General features: G+C 67.3%; 22 protein-coding genes. 18 read left to right on the forward strand and 4 right to left on the reverse strand.

Translation table 11 applies throughout. The features are described from left to right. Positions 1–21: 21 nt before the first annotated feature. The gene (locus J7528_RS20205) at positions 22–372 is read left to right on the forward strand and encodes a GFA family protein (RefSeq protein WP_291878171.1); all 351 of its coding nucleotides are present in this window, start codon (positions 22–24) and stop codon (positions 370–372) included. A gap of 44 nt (positions 373–416) precedes the next feature. On the opposite strand, the gene J7528_RS20210 is transcribed toward J7528_RS20205, so the two are convergent. After that, positions 417–959, reverse strand: a complete 543-nt coding sequence (locus tag J7528_RS20210) for a GNAT family N-acetyltransferase (RefSeq protein WP_291878172.1) — start codon at positions 957–959, stop codon at positions 417–419. Positions 960–1,023: 64 nt separating this feature from the next. After that, positions 1,024–1,674: a haloacid dehalogenase-like hydrolase gene (locus tag J7528_RS20215; protein WP_363270263.1), complete on the reverse strand. Its 651-nt coding sequence runs from the start codon at positions 1,672–1,674 to the stop codon at positions 1,024–1,026. Between the two features lie 328 nt (positions 1,675–2,002). Between J7528_RS20215 and rpsB the strand changes: the two genes are divergently transcribed. The 17 genes from rpsB (at position 2,003) to J7528_RS20300 (ending at position 18,934) form a co-directional block, all read left to right on the forward strand. Continuing rightward, positions 2,003–2,803 carry a 30S ribosomal protein S2 gene (rpsB, locus tag J7528_RS20220; protein WP_291878173.1) on the forward strand — a complete coding sequence of 267 codons (801 nt, stop codon included), beginning with the start codon at positions 2,003–2,005 and terminating at the stop codon, positions 2,801–2,803. A gap of 150 nt (positions 2,804–2,953) precedes the next feature. Then, positions 2,954–3,892 (forward strand): translation elongation factor Ts, encoded by a 939-nt coding sequence (gene tsf / locus J7528_RS20225; RefSeq protein ID WP_291878174.1) that lies wholly within the window; start codon positions 2,954–2,956, stop codon positions 3,890–3,892. 180 nt (positions 3,893–4,072) lie between these two features. Beyond that, a complete protein-coding gene (gene pyrH / locus J7528_RS20230; RefSeq protein ID WP_291878175.1) occupies positions 4,073–4,810 on the forward strand; it encodes a UMP kinase in 738 nt (245 codons plus the stop codon). A gap of 24 nt (positions 4,811–4,834) precedes the next feature. Further along, the gene (frr, locus tag J7528_RS20235) at positions 4,835–5,401 is read left to right on the forward strand and encodes a ribosome recycling factor (protein WP_291878176.1); all 567 of its coding nucleotides are present in this window, start codon (positions 4,835–4,837) and stop codon (positions 5,399–5,401) included. 50 nt (positions 5,402–5,451) lie between these two features. After that, positions 5,452–6,228 (forward strand): polyprenyl diphosphate synthase, encoded by a 777-nt coding sequence (uppS, locus tag J7528_RS20240; protein ID WP_291878178.1) that lies wholly within the window; start codon positions 5,452–5,454, stop codon positions 6,226–6,228. Beyond that, the gene (locus J7528_RS20245; RefSeq protein WP_291878180.1) at positions 6,188–7,033 is read left to right on the forward strand and encodes a phosphatidate cytidylyltransferase; all 846 of its coding nucleotides are present in this window, start codon (positions 6,188–6,190) and stop codon (positions 7,031–7,033) included. The genes uppS and J7528_RS20245 overlap by 41 nt, the downstream gene beginning before the upstream one ends. Beyond that, on the forward strand, positions 7,021–8,223 hold the full coding sequence (dxr, locus tag J7528_RS20250; protein ID WP_291878182.1) for a 1-deoxy-D-xylulose-5-phosphate reductoisomerase: 1,203 nt from the start codon (positions 7,021–7,023) through the stop codon (positions 8,221–8,223). Before J7528_RS20245 ends, dxr begins: the two co-directional genes overlap by 13 nt. A gap of 21 nt (positions 8,224–8,244) precedes the next feature. After that, a complete protein-coding gene (locus J7528_RS20255; protein ID WP_291878184.1) occupies positions 8,245–9,441 on the forward strand; it encodes a M50 family metallopeptidase in 1,197 nt (398 codons plus the stop codon). Between the two features lie 20 nt (positions 9,442–9,461). After that, positions 9,462–11,825 (forward strand): outer membrane protein assembly factor BamA, encoded by a 2,364-nt coding sequence (gene bamA / locus J7528_RS20260; RefSeq protein ID WP_291878188.1) that lies wholly within the window; start codon positions 9,462–9,464, stop codon positions 11,823–11,825. Between the two features lie 2 nt (positions 11,826–11,827). Continuing rightward, a complete protein-coding gene (locus J7528_RS20265; RefSeq protein ID WP_291878191.1) occupies positions 11,828–12,466 on the forward strand; it encodes an OmpH family outer membrane protein in 639 nt (212 codons plus the stop codon). A gap of 54 nt (positions 12,467–12,520) precedes the next feature. Further along, positions 12,521–13,540, forward strand: a complete 1,020-nt coding sequence (gene lpxD / locus J7528_RS20270; protein ID WP_291878194.1) for a UDP-3-O-(3-hydroxymyristoyl)glucosamine N-acyltransferase — start codon at positions 12,521–12,523, stop codon at positions 13,538–13,540. 2 nt (positions 13,541–13,542) lie between these two features. Then, positions 13,543–14,022 (forward strand): 3-hydroxyacyl-ACP dehydratase FabZ, encoded by a 480-nt coding sequence (gene fabZ, locus J7528_RS20275; RefSeq protein ID WP_291878197.1) that lies wholly within the window; start codon positions 13,543–13,545, stop codon positions 14,020–14,022. Then, positions 14,019–14,810, forward strand: coding sequence for an acyl-ACP--UDP-N-acetylglucosamine O-acyltransferase (gene lpxA / locus J7528_RS20280; protein ID WP_291878200.1), 792 nt, complete (start codon positions 14,019–14,021; stop codon positions 14,808–14,810). Before fabZ ends, lpxA begins: the two co-directional genes overlap by 4 nt. 9 nt (positions 14,811–14,819) lie before the next feature. Then, positions 14,820–15,662: an LpxI family protein gene (locus J7528_RS20285; RefSeq protein ID WP_291878202.1), complete on the forward strand. Its 843-nt coding sequence runs from the start codon at positions 14,820–14,822 to the stop codon at positions 15,660–15,662. Further along, entirely contained in the window at positions 15,662–16,828 is a 1,167-nt protein-coding gene (gene lpxB / locus J7528_RS20290) for a lipid-A-disaccharide synthase (RefSeq protein WP_291878204.1), read from the forward strand. Before J7528_RS20285 ends, lpxB begins: the two co-directional genes overlap by 1 nt. A 58-nt stretch (positions 16,829–16,886) precedes the next feature. Then, on the forward strand, positions 16,887–18,674 hold the full coding sequence (locus tag J7528_RS20295; protein ID WP_291878206.1) for a flagellar hook-length control protein FliK: 1,788 nt from the start codon (positions 16,887–16,889) through the stop codon (positions 18,672–18,674). Next, positions 18,671–18,934, forward strand: a complete 264-nt coding sequence (locus J7528_RS20300) for an EscU/YscU/HrcU family type III secretion system export apparatus switch protein (RefSeq protein ID WP_291878208.1) — start codon at positions 18,671–18,673, stop codon at positions 18,932–18,934. The genes J7528_RS20295 and J7528_RS20300 overlap by 4 nt, the downstream gene beginning before the upstream one ends. Positions 18,935–18,990: 56 nt before the next feature. Here J7528_RS20300 and gltA read toward each other — a convergent pair whose 3' ends face one another. Together gltA and gltX are read right to left on the reverse strand one after the other, a co-directional pair. After that, positions 18,991–20,271: a citrate synthase gene (gene gltA, locus J7528_RS20305; protein ID WP_291878211.1), complete on the reverse strand. Its 1,281-nt coding sequence runs from the start codon at positions 20,269–20,271 to the stop codon at positions 18,991–18,993. A gap of 76 nt (positions 20,272–20,347) precedes the next feature. Then, positions 20,348–21,754 (reverse strand): glutamate--tRNA ligase, encoded by a 1,407-nt coding sequence (gene gltX / locus J7528_RS20310; RefSeq protein WP_291878214.1) that lies wholly within the window; start codon positions 21,752–21,754, stop codon positions 20,348–20,350. Positions 21,755–21,832: the final 78 nt, after the last annotated feature.

The following is a 21,832-nucleotide window of genomic DNA, read 5'->3' on the forward strand; positions in this document are numbered from 1 at the left end:
CCACGAACAGGGAGAAGGCCGATGGCCACGCATGAGGGCGGATGTCAGTGCGGGCGTGTGCGTTTCACGGTCGAGGTCGGACTGGACGACCTGATCAGCTGCAATTGCTCGCGCTGCGGCAAGCTGGGCGCAGTCATGGCTTTCGCGGGCGCCGATGACTTCGAGCTGCGAAGCGGCGAGGACGCCCTGACCGAGTACCAGTTCAACACCCACAAGATCACGCACCTGTTCTGCGAGACCTGCGGCATTCAGTCGTTTGGGCGTGGAACCGCGCCGAACGGCCAGCAGATGGTGGCGATCAATGTCCGCGCCCTTGACGACGTCGATGTGTTCGCGCTGAAGCCGCAGCAGGTGGACGGCAAGTCGTTCTGAAGGCCTGAGCGGCAAGGCGCCAGCGTCAGGTCGGCTGAAAGCCACTATCGCGGCGACCTTGTCAGGGCGTAGCAGTCGCTTGGTCCCGCCGCCTCTCCCAGCTGGGGGCGCGCTTCCCAGTTGGCGAGTGTGGCTTCATAGTTCAGGCCCGCCTTGCGAAGAACGGCGGCTGACGCGGCGTTGTCGGGATGGCAGGTGGCCCAGACGCGGAAGATGTCCGGCTGGGCTATCGCCCAAGCCACGACGGTCGACGCTGCTTCGGTGGCCAAGCCCCGACCCCAGAAGGACTCGCCTAGGATGTAGCCGAAATCGGCCTTCGGCGGCGACAGTCGCAGTTCGATGACGCCTGCGAAGCGCCCGGAGACCTTTTCGATGATGGCCCAGGGGAAGGCCGAGCCGGATGTCCAGCAGTCTTCGCAGCGCACGGCGAAGGCCTGGCTATCGGCCTCATCGCGATGGCGGACGACGGGCATGAACCGCGTTGGCGCAGCCTCGCCCGCATAGGTTTGGAAGATCGCCGGGGCGTCCGAGCATTCGACCGGGCGGAGCCGCAGCCGGTCGGTCAGGAACTCTTCTGGCGGCCGCATCGGTCAAGAATGCGTTCGCGAGCGGATGTCCGCAATGGGGCTGGCGTCCGCGGCGGGACCCTCACTACCAGGCCGCCGCGCATCCATTCGCCAGCCCCGCCCGGAATAGTCGTCGCTCGGCCGCCCTGCCGCCCTTGACGATCACCGGTCGGTCCGCGCCGCGTAGCAGCGGCAGGTCGTCGAGGCTGTCGGTATAGGCGTAGCCCCAGTACTCGCCGTGGCCGGCTTCGGCCAGGGCCTGACATTCGCGCTGGTGGCGGCAGTGGATGTCGGCGACCCAACCGCCGGCGCGGCGCTTCAATGAGGCGCCCAGCACCTCGATCGGATGGCCCAGCGGCCCGATCAGTGTCCTGGCCAGGATAGCCGGAGCGGCCGTGACCACCACGACGCGGTCCCCGGCGCGCCAGGACAGGGCGTTTCGTCCCGTCCGAAACGACTCGCCGAACTGGTCGCAGGGGCGGCGTAAGCCGGTTTCGCAGAGCCCGGCCGTGGCGATCCACAGTAGAAACGAGGCTCCGGCGCGACGGGTACGGGGCAGGGCGACCATGGGGCCAGCCAGTGGCAGCGCCGCCATGACCGCGAGCGCACGAAGCGGCGACCCCCTTACCCGATGCCAAGGCCTCAAGGCCGTGGAATCGCCGTCCAGCAAGGTTCCGTCCAGGTCGAAGACCGCCAGCATCTGACATCCTCCGGCGTTTTCCGGGTGAAGACGCATCGATTGCGCCGCGGCTCTGTGTCGGAACGACGACGCCTTCGCGGAGGGACTGTGGAGCGTCGGTGAAGGACCGCGCCTTCCGGGGATGATCGTGCGGTTCGGCGGCCGGACAAGGCATCCTTGGGGCGGCGAAGGGGCTGGAGGCGGCCGGAAAATGCGGTCGGGGCTTGCCTTTTGGTCCCCGAGAGACTATTTGCGCCGCCATTCCACACGTGGACGTTCGGTTGCACCGGGGAGACATCCCGGCGTCGCCGTTCCGGTCCCGCTCCAGAATGGTCTGGAACGGGGGTGTCCGCGGAGGTTCAACCGGAAAAAGGATAAAGGCCCGATGGCTCTTCCCGAATTCTCCATGCGTCAGCTCCTGGAAGCCGGCGCCCACTTCGGCCACCAGACGCACCGCTGGAACCCGAAGATGGACCGCTACATCTTCGGTTCGCGCTCGAACATCCACATCATCGACCTGTCGCAGTCGATCCCGCTGCTGCACCAAGCCCTGGTGAAGGTCCGTGAAGTCGCCGCCGCCGGCGGCCGCGTGCTGTTCGTCGGCACCAAGCGCCAGGCCAGCGACCCGGTCGCCACGGCCGCCAAGCGCTGCGCCCAGTACTACGTGAACCACCGCTGGCTCGGCGGCACCCTGACCAACTGGCGCACCGTTTCGGGCTCGATCGCTCGTCTGCGCGAACTGGAAGGCGTGCTGGCCGGTGAAGCCCTGGGCCGTTCCAAGAAGGAACTGCTGCAGCTGACGCGCGAGCGCGACAAGCTGGAACTGTCGCTGGGCGGCATCAAGGACATGGGCGGCATCCCCGACATCATGTTCGTGATCGACACCAACAAGGAAGCGATCGCGATCCTGGAAGCCCGCAAGCTGAACATCCCGGTCGTCGCTATCCTCGACACCAACTGCGATCCGGACGGCATCACTTATCCGATCCCGGGTAACGACGACGCCGCCCGCGCGCTGCAACTGTATTGCGACCTGATCGCCGACGCCGTCCTGGACGGCTTGGCCGCTGGTCAAGCCGCCTCGGGCGTCGACCTGGGCGCCTCGGTGGCTCCGGTCGAGCCGGCCCTGGCCCGCGAACTGGCTCCGGAAGCTCCGGAAGCCGCCGCGGAATCGGCCGAAGGCTGATTTCCCTACGTGTCTCCATCCCGGCTGGGCCGGGATGCGGGACCGTCGCGCCCCTGACATGCGACCGGGCTAATAGCCCGGTCGCTATGCATTAGAGACTATGGCGGGCTAGAAGCCCGGTCGCTAACCGTTTGAATCTGGAGATTTTCGATGGCTGAGATCACCGCCGCCCTCGTCAAGGAACTGCGCGAAAAGTCCGGCGTCGGCATGATGGACTGCAAGAAGGCGCTGTCGGAAAACAACGGCGACATCGAAGCGTCCATCGACTGGCTGCGCGCCAAGGGCCTGTCCAAGGCCGCCAAGAAGGCTGACCGCGCCGCCGCCGAAGGCCTGGTGGCCGTCGCCACCGCCGAGCAAGGCGCCGGCGAAACCGCCACGGCCGTCGAAGTGAACGCCGAAACCGACTTCGTGTCGCGCAACGACCTGTTCCAGGGCGCTGCTCGTCAGATCGCCGGCGCGGCTCTGAGCACCGACGGTTCGGTCGACGCCATCACCGCGGCCAAGCTGGCCGGCGGCGAGAGCGTGCAGGACCACCTGACCAACCTGATCGCCACGATCGGCGAGAACATGATGGTGCGTCGCGCCGCCAAGTGGACGGTCGAGAACGGCGTCGTCGCCTCGTACATCCACAACGCCACCGCGCCGGACCTGGGCCGCATCGGCGTGCTGGTGGCCGTCGAGTCGACCGGCGACAAAGCCGCTCTGCGCGACTTGGGCCGCAAGATCGCCATGCACGTGGCCGCGACCGCCCCGCTGTCGCTGTCGCCGGACGATCTGGACCCGGCCGCCATCGAGCGTGAAAAGGCCGTGTTCACCGAGCAGGCTCTGGAATCGGGCAAGCCGGCCGCCGTCGTCGAAAAGATGATCGAAGGCCGTATCCGCAAGTTCCTGGAAGAAGTCGTGCTGCTGAAGCAAGCCTTCGTCATGAACCCGGACCAGACCGTCGAGCAGCTGGTCGCCGAGACCGCCAAGACCCTGGGCGCCCCGATCACCGTGAAGGGCTTCACCCGTCTGGCCCTGGGCGAAGGCGTGGAAAAGAAGCAAGACGACTTCGCCGCCGAAGTCGCTTCGATGACCGGCCAAGCCTAAGGCTTGCCGTCGGGGGCCTTCAGGGGCTTCTGACAAACAATTAGGGCGCGGCGCGTCTAGACGCGCGCCGCGCCCTTTTTGCGCCTGCCGTATGGCTGCGAAGCCTGGTTGGCAAAACACATCCCACTTCTGTAGAACGCACCGTAATGTGCGTGCCGACGACTCAGGAATAGCGGTCCCATGTCCGATACCAACGCACCTCAGAAATACCGCCGCATCCTGCTGAAGGTGTCCGGCGAGGTCCTGATGGGCGACACGCCCTACGGTATCGACACCAACACCGTTTCCGCCGTGGCCCAGGACGTGGCCGAGATCATGAAGTCCGGCGTCGAGCTGTGCCTGGTGATCGGCGGCGGCAACATCTTCCGCGGCATGGCCGGCGCGGCCAAGGGCATGGAGCGGTCCAGCGCCGACTATATGGGCATGCTGGCCACCGTGATGAACGCCCTGGCCATGCAGGACGCCCTGGAGCGCATCGGCGTCCAGACCCGCGTGCAGTCGGCCATCCCGATGGCTACGGTCTGCGAGCCCTACATCCGCCGCCGCGCTCAGCGTCACCTGGAAAAGGGCCGGGTGGTGATCTTCGCCGCCGGCACCGGCAACCCGTACTTCACCACCGACACCGCCGCGGCCCTGCGCGCGGCCGAGATGGAGTGCGACGCCCTGTTCAAGGGCACCAGCGTCGATGGCGTCTACACCGCCGACCCCAAGAAGGATCCGGCGGCCGAGCGCTACGACCACCTGACCTACATGGACGTCCTGGCCAAGGATCTGCGGGTCATGGACGCCTCGGCCGTGGCGCTGATGCGCGACAGCAACATTCCGATCGTGGTCTTCTCGATCAAGGGGCGCGGCAACCTGCTGAACGTCCTGCGAGGCGAGGGGACGCACACCGTGGTCTCCGACCGCGCCGCCTAATCATATAGAAGCGAGGAGAGCCTCATGGCCGCCGCCGAAAAACCCGTCCTGTCGCGCTACCGCGATCGCATGGACAAGGCCGTCGCCGCTCTGAAGGAAGAGTTCGGCAGCCTGCGCACCGGCCGCGCGTCGGCCAGCCTGCTGGACCAGGTGATGGTCGAGGCCTACGGCTCGACCACGCCGCTGAACGCGGTGGCCTCGGTCAGCGTGCCCGAGCCGCGCCAGATCAATGTCAGCGTCTGGGATCGCGGCGTCGTCGTCTCGGTCGAGAAGGCGATCCGCGCGTCGGGCCTGGGCCTGAACCCGGTCGTCGAAGGTCAGAACCTGCGCATTCCGATCCCGCCGCTGACCGAAGAGCGCCGCAAGGATCTCTCGAAGATCGCCGGCAAGTACGCCGAGCAGCAGAAGATCGCCGTCCGTAACGTCCGTCGCGACGCCAATGACGACCTGAAGAAGGCCGAGAAGGACGGCGCTATCGCCGAGGACGAACGCAAGAAGATGGAAACCGAGGTCCAGAAGATGACCGACGAAGCCATCAAGCGGGTCGACGAGGCCTTGAAAATCAAAGAACAAGAGATCATGCAGGTCTAATCGCCTCCCTTGAGAGTTAGTGGGGAGACGACGAGGGAAGGTTGAAGACAATGCCGGCGACCACCGGTCTGCAGAACGTTTCGGAACGCGCCGATGGCGCGTCCGGCCAACGTCTGCACGTGGCCATTATCATGGATGGCAACGGCCGCTGGGCGAAGCAGCGGGGGATGCCGCGCGTCCTGGGTCACCGGGCCGGCGTCAACGCCCTGAAACGCACCGTCGAGGGCGCCCAGAGCCAGAACGTCGGCGTGCTGACGGTCTTCGGCTTCTCGACCGAGAACTGGCGCCGGCCGGCGCACGAGGTCTCCGAGCTGATGAGCCTGCTCAAGGCCTATGTCGAATCGGATCTCGAGCGCCTGGCCAAGGCGGGCGTTCGTGTTCGTATCATCGGCCGTCGCACCGGCTTGTCGGCCGATATCGCCGAGGTCATCGACCGGGCCGAGAAACGCACCGCCGGCAATACCGAGTTCACCCTGCAGGTGGCCTTCAACTACGGCGGTCAGGCCGACATCACCGACGCCGCGCGAGCCTTCGCCGAGAAGGTCGAGCGGGGCGAGGCCAAGGCCTCTGACCTGACCGAGGAGACGTTCGAGCGGTTCCTGTCGACGTCGTCTTCGCCGGCTCCGGACCTGATCGTGCGCACCAGCGGCGAGCGCCGCATTTCCAACTTCCTGCTGTGGGAGTGCGCTTACGCCGAGCTGGTGTTCCAGGACGTGCTGTGGCCCGACTACGGCCCCGAGGCCCTGGCCGCCGCCATCGCCGACTATCGCCGTCGCGATCGACGTTATGGAGGGATCGCGGCCGATGACGTCGCCGTCGCCGGCTAAGCGCTTCAACTGGGGCAATCTGAAGACGCGCGTGGTTTCGGCCACCGTGCTCGTGCCTACGGTCGTGGCCGCCGTCTGGCTGGGTAACTTCTGGTTCCTGGCCCTGGCCCTGGTCTGCACCGCGCTGCTGGCGCGCGAGTGGGGCAAGATCAGCGCGCCCAAGGCGCCCAATGCCGTCGGCGGCGTGGTCGGCCTGTTCTGCGCCATCGCGGTCGCCGCCGCCTATCTGCATCTGTTCTTCATCGCCTGGTCGGTCGTGCTGGTTGGCGCGTTTCTGGCCGGCCTGATCGCGCGGGGCGCGGTCGAGCGCCGGGCCGATGCGGCCTATGGCGTTGTCTATATCGCCCCGGCCGTCATCGCCCTGGTCTGGGTCCGCTCGCTGTCCGACGGCCTGTGGTGGACGCTGCTGCTGTTCGTGGTGACCTGGTTCGCCGACATCTTTGCTTATGTGACCGGCAGCATTCTGAAGGGCCCCAAACTGTGGCCCCAGATCTCGCCCAACAAAACCTGGTCGGGCTTCATCGGCGGACTGGTGGCGGCGACGATCGGCGCCGTGCTGGTGGCTCACTTCGCTCATCTGAAGCTGGTTTGGCCCGCCGCGGCCCTGGTCGGCCTGCTGGGCGGCCTGGCCACCATGGCCGGTGACCTTTGGGAATCGATGCTCAAGCGCCGCTTCGGCGTGAAGGACAGCGGCGACATCATTCCGGGCCACGGCGGCCTGCTGGATCGCGTCGACGGGCTGATGTTCGCGGCGATCGTCGTCGCCGCCGTCCGCCTGATCGACCATGTGGGATGGGCCCATTGACCAACCCCCGTAAGGTGGTGGTGCTGGGTTCGACCGGATCGATCGGCCTTTCCACCCTGAGCCTTTTCGAAGAATCCGGCGCGCCGGTCGAGATCCTGGCCCTGACGGCGGGACGCAATGTCGAGCGCCTGATCGAGCAGGCGCTGCGCTGGCGGCCTCAGGTCGCGGTGATCGAGGACGAAACCAAGCTCCAGCAGCTGAAGGACGGCTTGGCCGGAACGGGCGTACGCGCCGCCGCCGGTGCGTCGGCGATCAACGAGGCCGCCGCGATGGGCGCGGACTGGGTGATGTCGGCCATCGTCGGCGCGGCGGGTCTGGCGCCGACCCTGGCCGCCGCCCGCACCGGGGCCGTGATCGCCCTGGCCAATAAGGAAAGCCTCGTCTGCGCCGGTCCGGCCCTGCTGGCCATCGCCAAGGCGGCCGGCGGCTCGGTGATTCCGGTCGACTCCGAACATTCCGCAATATTCCAGGTGCTGCAGCCCGACTGCGCCCACCGGGTGTCGCGGCTGATCCTGACCGCCTCGGGCGGTCCGTTCCGCACCTGGGACAAGGCCGCCATGGCCGCGGCGACCCCGGAACAGGCCATCGCCCACCCGAACTGGTCGATGGGCGCCAAGATTTCGGTCGATTCCGCGACGATGATGAACAAGGGGCTCGAGATGATCGAAGCCTCGTACCTGTTCGGAACCCCGGAAGACCGCGTCAACGTCGTGATCCATCCCCAGTCCGTGATCCATAGCCTGGTGGAGTACGCCGACGGCTCGACGCTCGCCCAGCTGGGCGCGCCCGACATGCGCCCGCCGATCGCCTGCGCCTTCGCCTGGCCCGACCGCCTGCCTTGGCCCGCCAAGCGCCTGGACCTGGCCGCCTATGGTCAGCTGACCTTCGAATCGCCCGACCTGGACCGCTTCCCGTCGATCGAGATCGCCCGAGAGGCGCTTCGGCTGGCCGGCGCGGCTCCGGCCGTTATGAATGCCGCCAACGAGGTCGCCGTGGCGGCCTTCCTTGACCGGCGTATCGGGTTTCTCGATATTGCCGCCTCGGTGGCGGGGACCCTCGAGCGCATGAACAGTCTTGGCACTCTGTCCGCCACGGATAATGACGACGCGGTCGAAAACGCGATGATGATTGACGCCAGCGCTCGCCGCATTGCGGCCGAGGTTGTCGCGCAAAAGCATCGCGGGCGCTGACCCGGGGGACCCGGCCATCTCATGACCGACGCTTTGATCTTCATCCTGTCCACGGTCTTCGTGCTGTCCGTCGTGGTGACCATCCACGAGCTGGGGCACTATTGGGCCGCGCGTGCGTGCGGGGTGGCGATCGACTGTTTCTCGCTGGGTTTCGGCCCACCGCTGGTCTCGTGGCGTGACAAGCAGGGCGTCGAGTGGCGGATCGCCTCGATTCCGCTGGGCGGCTATGTGCGCTTCTCGGGCGACGAGAACGCCGCCAGCGTGCCCGACCAGGACAATCTGGACGCGATGCGCGAGTCGATCGTGCGCCGGGAAGGCGAAGAGGGCGTCGCCAAGTATTTCCATTTCAAGCCGGTCTGGCAGCGGGCGATCATCGCCGCGGCGGGGCCGATCTCGAATTTCGTGCTGGCCATCCTGATCATGGCCGTCTTCCTGGTGATGGTCGGCTCGCCGCAGCGCGCCGCGGTCGTCAACGGCGTCGCGCCCGGCGGTCCCGCCGCGGTGGCTGGGTTCAAGGCCGGTGACGTGATCACCGCCGCCGACGGTCGCAAGATCGCCACCTTCCAGGACCTGCAGGGCTATGTGTCGCTACGCGCGAACCTGCCGATCAACTTTACGGTCACGCGCGGCGAGCAGCAGATCCACCTGACCGCCACCCCGCGCCTGGTCGAGATCCAGGACAAGATCACCGGTCGCATGAAGACGGGGCAGCTGGGCATCGAGAATGTCAGCCGCAGCCAGTTCAAGCGCTCGACCGTGCTCGGCGCCATTCCCGACGCGACCGTCGAAGTCTGGGGCATGATCAAGACGATCGGCTTCTATTTGGGGCGTCTGGTCACCGGTCAGCTGCCCGCCGACCAGATCAGCGGCCTGATCGGCATTGGCCATACGGCCGGCGCCGTCACCAAGGCCTCGGCCCAAGGCGCGCCGGATGTCGCCACCATGGTGCTGCGCGTCTTCATCTCGTCGATGCTGCTGATCGCCAGCCTGTCGGTCAGCATCGGGTTCATGAACCTGCTGCCGATCCCCGTCCTCGATGGCGGCCATCTCTTGATGTACGCCTACGAAGCCATCGCCAAACGTCCCTTGCGGGCGGATTTCCAAGCCGCCGGTTTCCGCGCGGGGCTTGCCTTGATCCTGGGTTTCATGCTGTTCGCGGCGTGGAACGACCTCAACCGCTACGACGTGTTCAAATTCATCGGCGGCCTGTTCACGTGAACAGCGCTCGCCCTCCGTCCATGATTGGTCACATGAACAAACTTCGCGCCCACAGCGCCGCGTTCGCCACGGGTATGGCGCTGCTCCTCGGCTCGACGGCCCTGGTGGCTCCGCAGCAGGCCTTCGCGCAGTCCGCCCAGACCGGGGTGGTGTCGCGCATCGTCGTGCAAGGCAACGAGCGCATCGAGCAGGGCACGGTTCTGTCCTATCTGCCGATCCAGCCGGGCGACACGGTCGATAGCCAGCGCCTCGACCTGGCGCTGAAGACCCTGGCGCGCACCGACCTGTTCGCCGACGTGAAGATCGAGATGCAGGGCGGCGACCTGGTCGTGAAGGTCGTGGAAAACCCGATCATCAACCAGGTGGTCTTCGAGGGGAACTCGTCCCTGAAGGAAGACAAGCTGAAGGACGAAGTGCAGATCCGCCCGCGCGGCATCTTCACCCGCGCCAAGGTGCAGGCCGACGTCCAGCGCATCATCGAACTGTACCGCCGCTCGGGCCGCATCTCGGCGACCGTGACGCCCAAGGTAGTCGAACTGCCGCAAAAGCGCGTCGACCTGGTGTTCGAAATTGCCGAGGGCCCCAAGAGCGGCGTCCTGGGCATCAACTTCCTGGGCAACAGCGAGTACTCGGACAACGACCTGCGCGACGTGGTCGTGACCAAGGAAAGCCGCTGGTACAAGATCCTGACCAGCAACGACAATTATGACCCCGACCGGATCGAGTACGACCGCGAGCAGCTGCGCAAGCACTACCGCAACCGCGGCTTCTTCGACTTCCGAGTCGTTTCGTCCGTGGCCGAACTGGCGCCGGACAAGAACGGCTTCGCCGTCACCTACACCCTGGACGAGGGTCCGAAGTACAAGTTCGGCAAGGTCACGGTCGAAACGGAACTGAAGAAGCTGGACGGCAACCTGCTGGCCCAGATCCTGCCGATCCGCGCCGGCCAGCTGTACGAAGACGAGAAGATCGAGCAGGCCACCGACGCCCTGACCTTCGCGGCGGGCGCCGCCGGCTTCGCCTTCGTGGATGTGCGCCCCAAGTACGTGCCCAACCGCGAAACCAAGACCGTCGACGTCGTCTTCCAGGTCCGTGAAGGTCCGCGCGTCTACGTCGATCGTATCGACATCGTCGGCAACACCCGCACGCTGGACTATGTCCTGCGCCGCGAGCTGGAAGTGGCTGAAGGCGACGCCTACAACCGCGTGCTGGTCGACCGTTCGAAGAACAACATCCGCCGTCTGGGCTTCTTCAAGGAAGTCGAGATCGAGGACGCGCCGGGCTCGGCTCCGGACCGCACGGCCCTGCGGGTCAAGGTCGAAGAGCAGCCGACCGGCGAACTGTCGTTCAGCGCCGGCTACAGCTCGATCGACAAGCTGGTGCTGGACGTCGGCATCACCGAGCGGAACTTCCGCGGTCGCGGCCAGAACCTGCGCGCCCGCGCCTCGGTCGGTTCGCTGCGCCAGCAGATCGATTTCGGCTTCTCCGAGCCGCGCTTCCTGGGTCGCAACCTGGTCGCCGGCGTGAACCTGTACACCTTCCGCTACGACCTGTCGGACTACGCGGCCTACGACACCAAGTCGGTCGGCGGCGACGTCCGCTTCGGCTTCCCGCTGACCAACGACGCGTCGATGAACCTGCGCTACACGATCCGCCAGGATAACGTGGACGTGGCCGACAGCCTCTGCACCACCGGCTCGGTGTCGCAGATCCTCTGCCTGCAGCGCGGCGCCTACATCACCTCGCTGATCGGCTATGGCCTGCGCATCGACAAGCGCAACGACCCGATCAACCCGACTCGCGGCTGGTTCGCCGACCTGAACCAGGATCTGGCCGGCATCGGCGGCGACGTGAAGTACCTCAAGACCGAAGCCGACGCCGGCTGGTACTGGGGCTTCACCAAGGACCTGGTGTTCAGCGCCACCGGTTCGTTCGGCTATATCGAGGGCTGGGGCGGCGACAACGTCCGCATCAACGACCGCTTCTATCGCGGCGGCACCTCGTTCCGCGGCTTCGAGATCGCCGGTATCGGTCCGCGCGACATCTCGAGCACCAACAACTCGATGGGCGCCAAGCTTTACGCCATCAGCACCTTCGAGCTGACCGTCCCGACCTTCCTGCCCGAGCAGTACGGCATCAAGGCCGCCCTGTTCAGCGACGTGGGTACGGCCGGTCTGCTGGATGACGTGGATCGCCAGAGGTCGCCCGGCGTCTTCGATCCCAACATCAAGGATAACCTCGGCCTGCGTGCCACGGCCGGTATCTCGATCGACTGGAAGTCCCCCATGGGTCCCATTCGATTCGATATCAGCCGTATTTTGGCCAAGGAAAGCTACGACCGAACCGAAACGTTCCGGTTCTCCACCTCCACAAGGTTCCAATAAACATGTCCAAGTTCCTGTCCGCGGCCGCGTCCAGCGTCGTCGCCCTCGCTATCGCGACCAGCGCTTCGGCCCAGACGGCTCCCGCCGCCGCGCCTGCCGCTCCGGCCATCACGCACGGTCCGGCTCTGCCGGGCGTCTGCATCCTGTCGACTCCGGGCGCCGTTGGCGGCTCGCAGGTCGGCAAGGCGGTCAACGCGCGCCTGCAGACCATCGCTCAGCAGGTCGAGGCCGAACTGAGGGGTGAGCGCACCGCTCTGGAGAACGAAGGCAAGGCCCTGGACGCCAAGAAGGCGACCACGGCCCAGGACGCCCTGGAGCAGCAGGCCGCCGCCCTGCAGGTCAAGGCCAACGCCTGGCAGCGCAAGGCTCAGCTGCGCCAGCGCGAAGTTGAAGCCACCGAGCAGAAGGCCATGTCGCGCATCTATCAAGAGATGGATACGCCGATTAAGCAGGCCTACCAGGCCGCCAAGTGCAGCATCCTGGTCGACCGCGAGGGCGTCCTGCTGGCCAACCCGGCCATGGACATCACGCCCGCCGTGGTGACCGCTCTGGACGCCCGCATCAAGACGCTGACCTTCGATCGCGAGCGTCTGGACCAGCAGCTCCCGGGCGCCGCCGCGCTGCAGCCGTCCAATAAGTAAGCGAATCGTCTCCCTTGGGTTTACCTAGGGGGAGCGTTTTTGCCGTGAGGAGCCATGCCGGACCCGCGTTTCTTCGATAGCCCGGGTCCGGCGTCGCTTTCCGAGTTGGCCCGGGCCGGCGCCGCCGAACTGGCGGACGCGGCTTGGGGCGACCGCCTGATCGCCCATGCCGCGCCGCTCGACACGGCCGACGCGCACGCGATCACCTTCTTTTCCGATGCTAAGCGCAAGGACGCCGCCGGGGCCACCCAGGCCGGCGCCTGTTTCGTGCGTCCGGAACACAAGGATTTTCTGCCCGCGTCCTGCGACGCCTTGGTCACCCGGCATCCGCAGGCCGCCTGGGCCGCCGCCGCCAATCGCTTGCACGCGCCGCGCCGCCATCAGGCTGGCGCGGCCGCTATTCATCCTGAAGCCGAGATCGAGGACGGCGTCCTGTTGTCACCGAACGTGACGATCGGGCAGGGCGCTCGCATCGGGCGCGGCACACGGATCGGCCCCGGGGCCGTGATCGGTCCGGGCGTTCTGATCGGCCGCGACTGCGTGGTCGGCGCCAACGCCGTGATCGGCTTCGCTCTGCTGGGCGACCGGGTTTCCATTTCCGCGGGCGCCGTGCTGGGTGAGGCGGGCTTCGGCGCCGCCGCCGGGCCGCGGGGCATGGTCGACATGCCTCAGCTGGGCCGGGTGGTCATTCAGGACAATGTCACGATCGGCGCCAACAGCTGCGTCGACCGCGGCGCGTTCGCCGATACGACGGTTGGCGAGAACACCAAGATCGACAACCTGGTGCATGTCGCGCACAACGTCCGTGTAGGACGCAATTGCGTGCTGGCGGCCTATACGGGGCTGTCGGGCAGTACGGTCGTCGGCGACGGCGTCGCATTCGGCGGCAAGGCCGGCGTCGCCGACCACTTGAACATCGGCTCGGGCGCGAGCATCGGGGCGGCCGCCTCGGTGTTCAAGGACGTGCCGGAAGGTGAAACTTGGACGGGCTTCCCGGCGCGACCGCTCAAGCGGTGGCTTCGGGAGACCGCATGGCTGTCGCGCATGGCGGGCGGCCGAGGGACGAAGGGCTGACAATGACCGAGAACACCGAGCAAACGGTGCGGACCGACATCGACATCGCCGAGATCCTGGCGCGTATCCCGCACCGCTATCCGTTCCTGCTGGTCGATCGCGCCGAGGACTACCAGGCCCACAAGTCGATCGTCGGCATCAAGTGCGTGACGGTCAACGAGCCCTTCTTCCAGGGCCACTTCCCAGGCAATCCGGTGATGCCCGGCGTGCTGATCATCGAGGCCTTGGCCCAGACGGGCGCGGTGCTGATGAGCAAGAGCCTGGAGGTCGATACCGAGGGCAAGACCATCTTCTTCATGTCGGTGGACAACGCCCGCTTCCGCACGCCCGTGCGCCCCGGCGACGTGATCCGCATGGAAGTCGAGGTGCTGCGCGCCCGCTCGTCGATCTTCAAGTTCAAGGGCGTGGCCAAGGTCGGCGACAAGGTCGCGGCCGAGGTCGAGTTCGCCGCCATGGTCGTCGAGACGGGGCCCAAGGCATGACGATCCATCCCACCGCCATCGTCGCTCCCGAGGCCAAGATCGCCTCGGACGTCCAGATCGGGCCCTACAGCATCGTCGGCCCGGACGTGACCCTGGAGGCGGGCGTACGCCTGCTGTCGCACGTGGTGGTGGAAGGCGCGACGACCCTGGGCGAGAACTGCGTCGTCCACCCCTTCGCCAATCTGGGCGGTCCGCCCCAGCACCTGGGGCACAAGGGTGAGAAGACAGAACTGCTGATCGGCCCGCGCAACATCATCCGCGAGCACGTGACCATGCACACCGGCACGGCCTCGGGTCGTGGCGTGACCACGATCGGTTCGGACGGCCTGTACATGGTCGGCTCGCACGTGGCCCACGACTGCATCGTCGGCGACTTCGTGGTGCTGGCCAAGGGCGCGACCCTGGGCGGCCACGTGTCGATCGGCGACTATGTGTTCATGGGCGGCCTGGCCGCCGCGCACCAGTTTTCGCGCATCGGCCGCTATAGCTTCATCGGCGGCCTGGCCGCGGTGACCAAGGATGTCATCCCGTACGGCTCGGTCTGGGGCAACCACGCTCACCTCGAGGGACTGAACCTGGTCGGCCTCAAGCGCCGGGGCTTCTCGCGCGAGACCATCAACGCGCTGCGCGCGGCCTATCGCCTGATGTTCGCCGACGAAGGCACCTTCCAGGAGCGCCTGGACGACGTGGCCGAGATCCATGCTGGCAATCCGGAAGTCATGGAGATCGTCGACTTCATCCGCGCCGACGCCAACCGCCCGCTCTGCCTGCCTGAGCGGGAAGTCTAGGGTAGGGTGATGCGCAAGCTGGGTCTGATCGCCGGCGGCGGGTCGCTTCCCGTCGAACTGGCGGCCCATTGCGAGGCCGCCGGACGGGCGTTTTCCGTCATGCGCCTGCGCGGGTTCGCCGAACCGACCTTGGCCCGCTATGCCGGCGTCGAGGTTGGCATCGGCGAGTTCGGCAAGGCGTTCAAGGCGTTGAAAGCCGAGGGCTGCGAGGTCGTCTGCTTCGCCGGCAATGTCAGCCGTCCTGATTTCGCCAAGCTGTTGCCTGACGCCCGGGGCGTGAAGGTGCTGCCCAGCCTGATCGTCGCCGCCCGCAAGGGGGACGACGCCCTGTTGCGCCGGGTGCTGGACGAGTTCGAGAAGGAAGGCTTCGAGATCGAGGGCGCCCACGAGGTGATGGGCGAGATGACCCTGCCGCGCGGCCGCCTGGGCAAGCACATGCCCAAGCCCGAGCAAATGGCCGACATCGACAAGGCCCTGCATGTGGCGCGCGAGATCGGCCGCCTGGACGTGGGGCAGGGCGCCGTGGTCTGCGACGGCCTGGTCCTGGCCGTCGAGGCCCAGGAAGGCACCGACGCCATGCTGCGCCGAGTGGAGCAGCTGCCAGGGGCCATCCGAGGCTCGGCCGAGCGTCCGCGCGGCGTGCTGGCCAAGGCGCCCAAGCCGATCCAGGAGACCAAGGTCGACCTGCCCACCATCGGCGTCGCCACCATCCAGCGCGCCGCCCGCGCGGGCCTGGCCGGCGTGGTCGGCGAGACCGGTCGCCTGCTGGTGGTCGACCGTGAGGCGGTGATCGCCTGCGCCGACGACCTTGGCCTCTTCGTGCTGGGGGTCGATCCGCAGGGGCGGCCCTGATGCTCAAAGTCATGTTGGTCGCCGCCGAGGCTTCGGGCGACGCGTTGGGCGCCAGCCTGGCCAAGGCGCTGCGGGCGCGGCTGGGCAAAGGCGTGACCTTCGTCGGCATTGGCGGGGCCAAGATGGCCGAGCAGGGGGTCGATAGCCCCTTCGATATCGCCCAATTATCGATCCTAGGCATCTGGGAGGGCCTGAAGGCCTATCCGACGGTCAAGGCCCGGCTGGACGACACCGTGGCCCTGGCGTCCCGCGAAAAGCCCGATGTAGCGATCCTGATCGACAGCTGGGGCTTCAACATCCGCCTGGCCAAGGCGCTGCGGAAGCTCGATCCCAAGATGCCGCTGGTGAAGTACGTCGCGCCGCAGGTCTGGGCGTATCGCGAAGGGCGCGCCCAGGGCCTGGCCAAGGCTGTCGACCTGCTGTTGTCGATCCAGCCGATGGACAAGCCGTATTTCGACGCCGCTGGGCTGAAAAACGTCTTCGTCGGCAACTCGGCCCTGGCCAAGCGCTTCGACCACGCTGACGGCGCGCGCCTGCGGGCCGCCGTGGGCGCCTCGGCGACCGACCAGGTCTTGCTGGTGCTGCCCGGCAGCCGCCCGTCCGAGATCGAGCGCGTCATGCCGGCCTTCGAGGACGCCGTGCGTCGGATCAAGGCCGACCGGCCCGACGTGGTCGTGGTGATCCCGGCCGCCTACACCGTGGTCGAGGCCGTGAAGGCTCGCGTGGCCGGATGGCCGTTCCGCGCCCATGTCATTGAGGACGAAGCGCTGAAGGACGACGCCTTCGTCGCCGGCGACGTGGCCCTGGCCTGCAGTGGCACGGTCACCACCGAACTGGCCCTGGCCGGCGCGCCCATGGTCGTCGGCTACAAGACTGGCGCGATCACCTACGCCATCCTCAAGCGCCTGATGAAGCCAAAATGGGTGACGCTGTTCAACATCGCCGCCGGCAAGGCCGTGGCGCCGGAACTGCTGCAGGACGCCTGCGACGGCGAAGGGCTGGCGCGTGAGGTCGGCAAGCTGCTGGACGATCCTTCACTGAGGGCCCGCCAGGCGGCTGAGCAGAGCGCTGCATTGGACAAGATGGGCCGAGGAATGCCCGACCCGTCGGAGGCCGCCGCCGACGCTCTGCTGAGCTTCCTGAAGGCTCACGGCCAAGGTGGTTAACCGGAGCTTTACGCTCGACTCCTAGTTTCGGTGGAACTGCCGCTGTGGAGTCGTCGTCGTGGCCATCGACCCGACCACGCCCCTGACCCCGATCCTTCCAGCCCATCCGGCCGGAACCCCTCCGGATTCGGTCGCCGTCCTGCAGGCCATGGCCCGCCAGGCCCTGACGAACATGAGCGCCGAGCTGGGCCAGATCGTCGACCGTCCTGCCACGCCTCAGACCCCCAAGGGCGGCACACCCGTCGAGCAGGTCGGCCAGACCTCCACCCAGGACGCGGGACACACCGCCGACGCCGCCAGCACGGCCAAGGGCGCGCCTCAGGCTCAGCAGCAGGCCCTGGCAGCCAAGCCGACACCAGAGACCCGCATGGCGCGCGCCGTGCGCACCGCCGCCGCCGAGGCCGTGCCGCGCCAGGTCGGGATCGCGCCGCTGATGGCCAATGTTCGCGCTGTCGTCGACCGCCCCGACATGCCGCCCGAGGTGCGCGAGGCGGGCAGGGCGTTGCTGGCCCAGACGCCCGAGGCGGCCGATCTGGCTACGCCCCAAGGTCTGCGCCAAGCGGTCGAACGCTCCGGCGTGTTCCTGGAAGCTCGCATGGCCCGCGCCGCCGCGACGCCACCGACGGCGGCCGGCGAGACCGCGCCCGCGCTCCCGCAGGCCAACGACATGAAGGCGGCGCTGCTGGTGTTCCGGGGCGCGCTGTCGGCCTGGCTGGCCCGCGCCGTTCCGCAGTCGGCTACTGAACCGCCGACAGAGCCTGCCGCCGAGTCGCGTTCGACCCCGACGGAGCCTGGCGAACCTACGGTCCGCGCCACGCCGCAGAGCGCCGGCGCCCAACCAGCTTTGGCTCAGACGACCCCGACACAGGCGGCCACACGTCCGTCGAGCCCAGCGCTAGCTCAAACGACTTCGGCCGAGGTCCCGAACGACGCTCCGGCCGTGACGACGCAGGCAACGTCCACGCCGTCGCCGACGATCGCACAGGCTGAAGAAGCCATTCCGGCGCCCAGGCCGAACATGCCAGCGCCACAGCCGCCCGAGGACGAGCAACTCGCCGCGCGGTTTGGGTCCTTCGTGGCCCCGCCCAAGGCTTCGCCGAATCCCGTCGCGACCATGCGGCAGGCGCTGTCGCCGCTGATCCAGGCCGGCCTGCTGGCTGAGGAGACCGTCGCCGAGGAGCCGCTTCCGCTAGCCGAGGCCAAGACCGTCGTCGCGCGCGGTTACGGCGCTCCGGCCGCCGAGATCGCCCGCTCCAAGGTCCCGCCGCCGCCCTACGCTGGCGGACCGATGGCGGGCCAGAAACCGACGGCTCCCGCGCTGTCCCCGGGCCAACCGACCATCGACGTCGTGCGCGGCCTGCTGAAAGGCGCGAGCGGCGCTCTGGCGCGCCAGGACCTGATGCAGATCGCCTCGCTGCCAGAAGCCCAGCAGCACGATCCCGAAACCCTTGAGACCCGCCCGCAAGGCGCGCGTCTGAACCTAGACCTGCCGTTCGTCACACCTCAGGGCGTGGCCGTCGCCCAGTTCGAGATCAGCCACGACGGCGGCGGTTCCAGCGGCGGCGCGGCCGGTCCGGCCGAGCGCACCTACAAGGCCCGGTTCTCGATCGATATCGAGCCGCTGGGACCGGTCCATGCCATGGTCACCCTGACGGGGTCTCGCACCCGCGTCTCGCTGTGGGCCGAGCGGGCTGAGACGATCGCGCGCCTGCGGGCCGGCGAGGAGAGCCTGGGCGCGGCCCTGCGCGAAGCCGAGCTAACCCCCGAGGTCGCCGTCCATTCCGGCGCGCCGCCATCGCCCGGCGGCGTCAGCCCGCTGGGCCATTTCGTGGACCAGGCCTCATGAGCGGGATCAGCGGACCCTCGGCGCGGCCGCGCATCGCCGTGGCCTTGCTCTACGAAGAACCCAACGCCCCCAAGGTCGTGGCCTCGGGCCAGGGTTGGGTGGGCGAGAAGATCATCGAGACGGCCCGCGAGCATGGCGTGCCGATCGAGGAAGACCCCGTGCTGGCCCAGGCCCTGTCGACCATCGAGATCGACGAGGAGATCCCCGAGGCCCTCTACCGCGCCGTCGCCGAGGTCCTCAGCTTCCTGCTCAAGCGCTAGAACGAAAAAGGCCCCGCCGAAGCGGGGCCTGATCCGTATCTCCGAGGAGAAAACGCTTAGCGCTTCTCGACCGGCACGTAGTCGCGTTGCGTGGCGCCCGTGTAGAGCTGACGCGGACGACCGATCTTGCGGGTGGGGTCCTCGAACATTTCCTTCCACTGGCTGATCCAGCCGACGGTGCGGGCCAGGGCGAACAGCACGGTGAACATGTTGGTCGGGAAGCCCATCGCGCGCAGGGTGATGCCCGAATAGAAATCGATGTTCGGGTACAGCTTGCGGTCGATGAAATACGGATCGCTCAGGGCGACCTTTTCCAATTCCTGGGCGACCTGCAGCAGCGGGTCGTTGTTGTGGCCCAGTTCCGCCAGCACTTCGTGGGCGGTCTTCTGCATGACCTTCGCGCGCGGGTCGAAGTTCTTGTACACGCGGTGGCCGAAGCCCATCAGCTTGTACTTGCGGTCCTTCACGCCCTGGACGTAGTCCGGGATGTTCTCGACCGAGCCGATGGTTTCCAGCATCTCCAGGGCTTCCTGGTTGGCGCCGCCGTGCGACGGGCCCCACAGGCAGGCGATGCCGGCGGCGATGCAGGCGAACGGGTGCGCGCCCGACGAACCGGCCAGGCGGACGGTCGAGGTCGAGGCGTTCTGCTCGTGGTCGGCGTGCAGGATGAAGATCCGGTCCATGGCGCGGGTCAGCACCGGATTCGGCTTCCAGTCCTCGGCCGGCACGGCGAAGCACATGCGCAGGAAGTTTTCCGAGTACGACAGGTCGTTGCGCGGCGACACGAACGGCTGGCCGACCGTGTACTTGTAGGCGCGGGCGGCGATCGTCGGCATCTTGGCGATCAGGCGATGGGCGCTGATCTCACGCTCGCGGGCGTCGTCGACATTGATGCTGTCGGCGTAGAAGGCCGACAGGGCGCCGACGGCGCCGGTCATGACGGCCATCGGGTGAGCGTCGCGGCGGAAGCCCTCGAAGAAGCGGTCGAACTGAGCGTGCAGCATCGTATGATAGGTGATGTTGCGCTCGAACTTGGCGAACTCGTCGGCCGTCGGGAGTTCGCCGTTCAGCAGCAGGTGGCAGACCTCGAGGAACGAGGACTTCTCGGCCAGCTGGTCGATGGGATAGCCGCGGTGCAGCAGAATCCCGGCGTCGCCGTCGATATAGGTGATCTTGCTTTCGCACGAAGCCGTGGACGTGAAGCCCGGATCGAACGTGAAGTGGTCGCTTTCAGCGTAGACCTTTCGGATGTCCAGAACGTCCGGACCCGTGCTGCCCTTGAGGATCGGCAGGTCGTAGCTCTTGTCGCCGATCGTCAGCGTGGCTTTATCGGTCATCATTAGACCCCTTCATAAATTGGAACGAGCAGTCCAACTTTCGTTTTCGCAGGTGCGTTATAGCGCCTCATGCGCGCTAGGCCAGGGCGTCGTCAAGGCGCCCCAAACTCTCTTCGCGGGAGAGCGCGGCCATGGTCTTGTTCAGGTCCGGAGCCGGCGCGCCGCCGGTCAGGATCCCGCGCAGGGCAGGGCCGAACTTGCCGAAGCCGACACCCTCGGATTCCGCGAACGTTTTCAACGCGGTTTCCAGGGTGGGGGCGTCGAAGCTGGCGACCGAGGCCAGTTGGTCCCGCAGGCGCTTCAGGCGCTCGACGGTTTCCTCGGTCAGCTGCTTTTGGGTTTTCTCTTCCAGCGCCAGCGGCCGCGTCTTCAGCGCGAAGGCGCAGTGGTCGACCAACTCCAGGATGGTCTTGGCGCCTTCCTTCACTTCCGGAACGGTGCGGGCGATGCGCTCGCGGGCGTCGGCGGGGAGGGTCTCGCCGCGTTTTTGAGCGGCGTCGAGGGCCAGATCCGTCAGGCGGGCGTCGTCGGCCTTGCGCAGGTGCTGGGCGTTGATGTGATTCAGCTTTGCCCAGTCCAGGCGCGCGGGCGCCTTGACCACGTCTGCCACGTCGAACCAGCTGATCGCCTGCTCGTCGTTGAAGACCTCGTCGTCGCCATGGCCCCAGCCCAGGCGGGCCAGGTAGTTGCGCATGCCTTCGGGGATGTAGCCCAGGTCGGCGAACTCGCCGACGGCTTGCGCGCCGTGGCGCTTGCTGAGCTTGGCGCCGTCCGGACCGTGGATCAGCGGGATGTGGGCGAAGGCCGGCACGTCCCAGCCCAGGGCCTTGTAGATCAGGCTCTGGCGGGCGGCGTTGTTCAGGTGGTCGTCGCCACGGATCACGTGGGTGACGCCCATGTCGTGGTCATCGACGACCACGGCCAGGTTGTAGGTCGGGGCGCCGTCGGCGCGCAGCAAAACGAGGTCGTCCAGCTCGATATTGCGGAAGGTCACCGGGCCCTTGACCATGTCGTCCACAACGGTCTCGCCGTCCAGCGGACCCTTGAAGCGAATGACGTGCGGGATCGACAGGTCGCCTTCGGGCGCGTCGCGCCAGGGCGAGCGGATGGCGCGGCCTTCAGCGCGGGCCTTCTCGCGGGCGACTTCCAGCTCCTCGACGGTCATCCAGCAGCGATAGGCGCGGCCGGCGGCCAACATCTCCTGCACGGCCTCGACGTGGCGCGGGGCGCGGGTGTGCTGGAACACGACCTCGGCGTCCGATTCCAGGCCCAGCCAGTTCAGGCCTTCGAAGATGGCGGCGACGGCCGCTTCGGTCGAACGCTCGCGATCGGTGTCCTCGACGCGAATAAGGAACTTCCCTCCCGTATGGCGCGCATATAACCAGTTGAACAGCGCCGTGCGGGCGCCGCCGATATGCAGGAAACCGGTGGGCGAGGGGGCGAAGCGCGTGACGACGCCAGTCGTGGAGGTGGGGTTCGACATGAGCTTCAAGTCTGTGGGGCTGGACGCCGAGATGGCGTCGAGGAACGCGAACCGCAAGGCGGTTCGGGCGGGGCGTCT

The sequence above is a fragment of the Caulobacter sp. genome, from assembly GCF_017744445.1.
In the GTDB taxonomy this organism is placed as follows: domain Bacteria; phylum Pseudomonadota; class Alphaproteobacteria; order Caulobacterales; family Caulobacteraceae; genus Caulobacter.

What these genes read in the sequence shown, in the direction of transcription:
- J7528_RS20205 (WP_291878171.1), top strand. Translation starts at nt 22, where the DNA reads ATGGCCACGCATGAGGGCGGATGTCAGTGCGGGCGTGTGCGTTTCACG.
- J7528_RS20210 (WP_291878172.1), bottom strand. Translation starts at nt 959, where the DNA reads ATGCGGCCGCCAGAAGAGTTCCTGACCGACCGGCTGCGGCTCCGCCCG.
- J7528_RS20215 (WP_363270263.1), bottom strand. Translation starts at nt 1,674, where the DNA reads ATGCGTCTTCACCCGGAAAACGCCGGAGGATGTCAGATGCTGGCGGTC.
- rpsB (WP_291878173.1), top strand. Translation starts at nt 2,003, where the DNA reads ATGGCTCTTCCCGAATTCTCCATGCGTCAGCTCCTGGAAGCCGGCGCC.
- tsf (WP_291878174.1), top strand. Translation starts at nt 2,954, where the DNA reads ATGGCTGAGATCACCGCCGCCCTCGTCAAGGAACTGCGCGAAAAGTCC.
- pyrH (WP_291878175.1), top strand. Translation starts at nt 4,073, where the DNA reads ATGTCCGATACCAACGCACCTCAGAAATACCGCCGCATCCTGCTGAAG.
- frr (WP_291878176.1), top strand. Translation starts at nt 4,835, where the DNA reads ATGGCCGCCGCCGAAAAACCCGTCCTGTCGCGCTACCGCGATCGCATG.
- uppS (WP_291878178.1), top strand. Translation starts at nt 5,452, where the DNA reads ATGCCGGCGACCACCGGTCTGCAGAACGTTTCGGAACGCGCCGATGGC.
- J7528_RS20245 (WP_291878180.1), top strand. Translation starts at nt 6,188, where the DNA reads ATGGAGGGATCGCGGCCGATGACGTCGCCGTCGCCGGCTAAGCGCTTC.
- dxr (WP_291878182.1), top strand. Translation starts at nt 7,021, where the DNA reads ATGGGCCCATTGACCAACCCCCGTAAGGTGGTGGTGCTGGGTTCGACC.
- J7528_RS20255 (WP_291878184.1), top strand. Translation starts at nt 8,245, where the DNA reads ATGACCGACGCTTTGATCTTCATCCTGTCCACGGTCTTCGTGCTGTCC.
- bamA (WP_291878188.1), top strand. Translation starts at nt 9,462, where the DNA reads ATGATTGGTCACATGAACAAACTTCGCGCCCACAGCGCCGCGTTCGCC.
- J7528_RS20265 (WP_291878191.1), top strand. Translation starts at nt 11,828, where the DNA reads ATGTCCAAGTTCCTGTCCGCGGCCGCGTCCAGCGTCGTCGCCCTCGCT.
- lpxD (WP_291878194.1), top strand. Translation starts at nt 12,521, where the DNA reads ATGCCGGACCCGCGTTTCTTCGATAGCCCGGGTCCGGCGTCGCTTTCC.
- fabZ (WP_291878197.1), top strand. Translation starts at nt 13,543, where the DNA reads ATGACCGAGAACACCGAGCAAACGGTGCGGACCGACATCGACATCGCC.
- lpxA (WP_291878200.1), top strand. Translation starts at nt 14,019, where the DNA reads ATGACGATCCATCCCACCGCCATCGTCGCTCCCGAGGCCAAGATCGCC.
- J7528_RS20285 (WP_291878202.1), top strand. Translation starts at nt 14,820, where the DNA reads ATGCGCAAGCTGGGTCTGATCGCCGGCGGCGGGTCGCTTCCCGTCGAA.
- lpxB (WP_291878204.1), top strand. Translation starts at nt 15,662, where the DNA reads ATGCTCAAAGTCATGTTGGTCGCCGCCGAGGCTTCGGGCGACGCGTTG.
- J7528_RS20300 (WP_291878208.1), top strand. Translation starts at nt 18,671, where the DNA reads ATGAGCGGGATCAGCGGACCCTCGGCGCGGCCGCGCATCGCCGTGGCC.
- gltA (WP_291878211.1), bottom strand. Translation starts at nt 20,271, where the DNA reads ATGACCGATAAAGCCACGCTGACGATCGGCGACAAGAGCTACGACCTG.
- gltX (WP_291878214.1), bottom strand. Translation starts at nt 21,754, where the DNA reads ATGTCGAACCCCACCTCCACGACTGGCGTCGTCACGCGCTTCGCCCCC.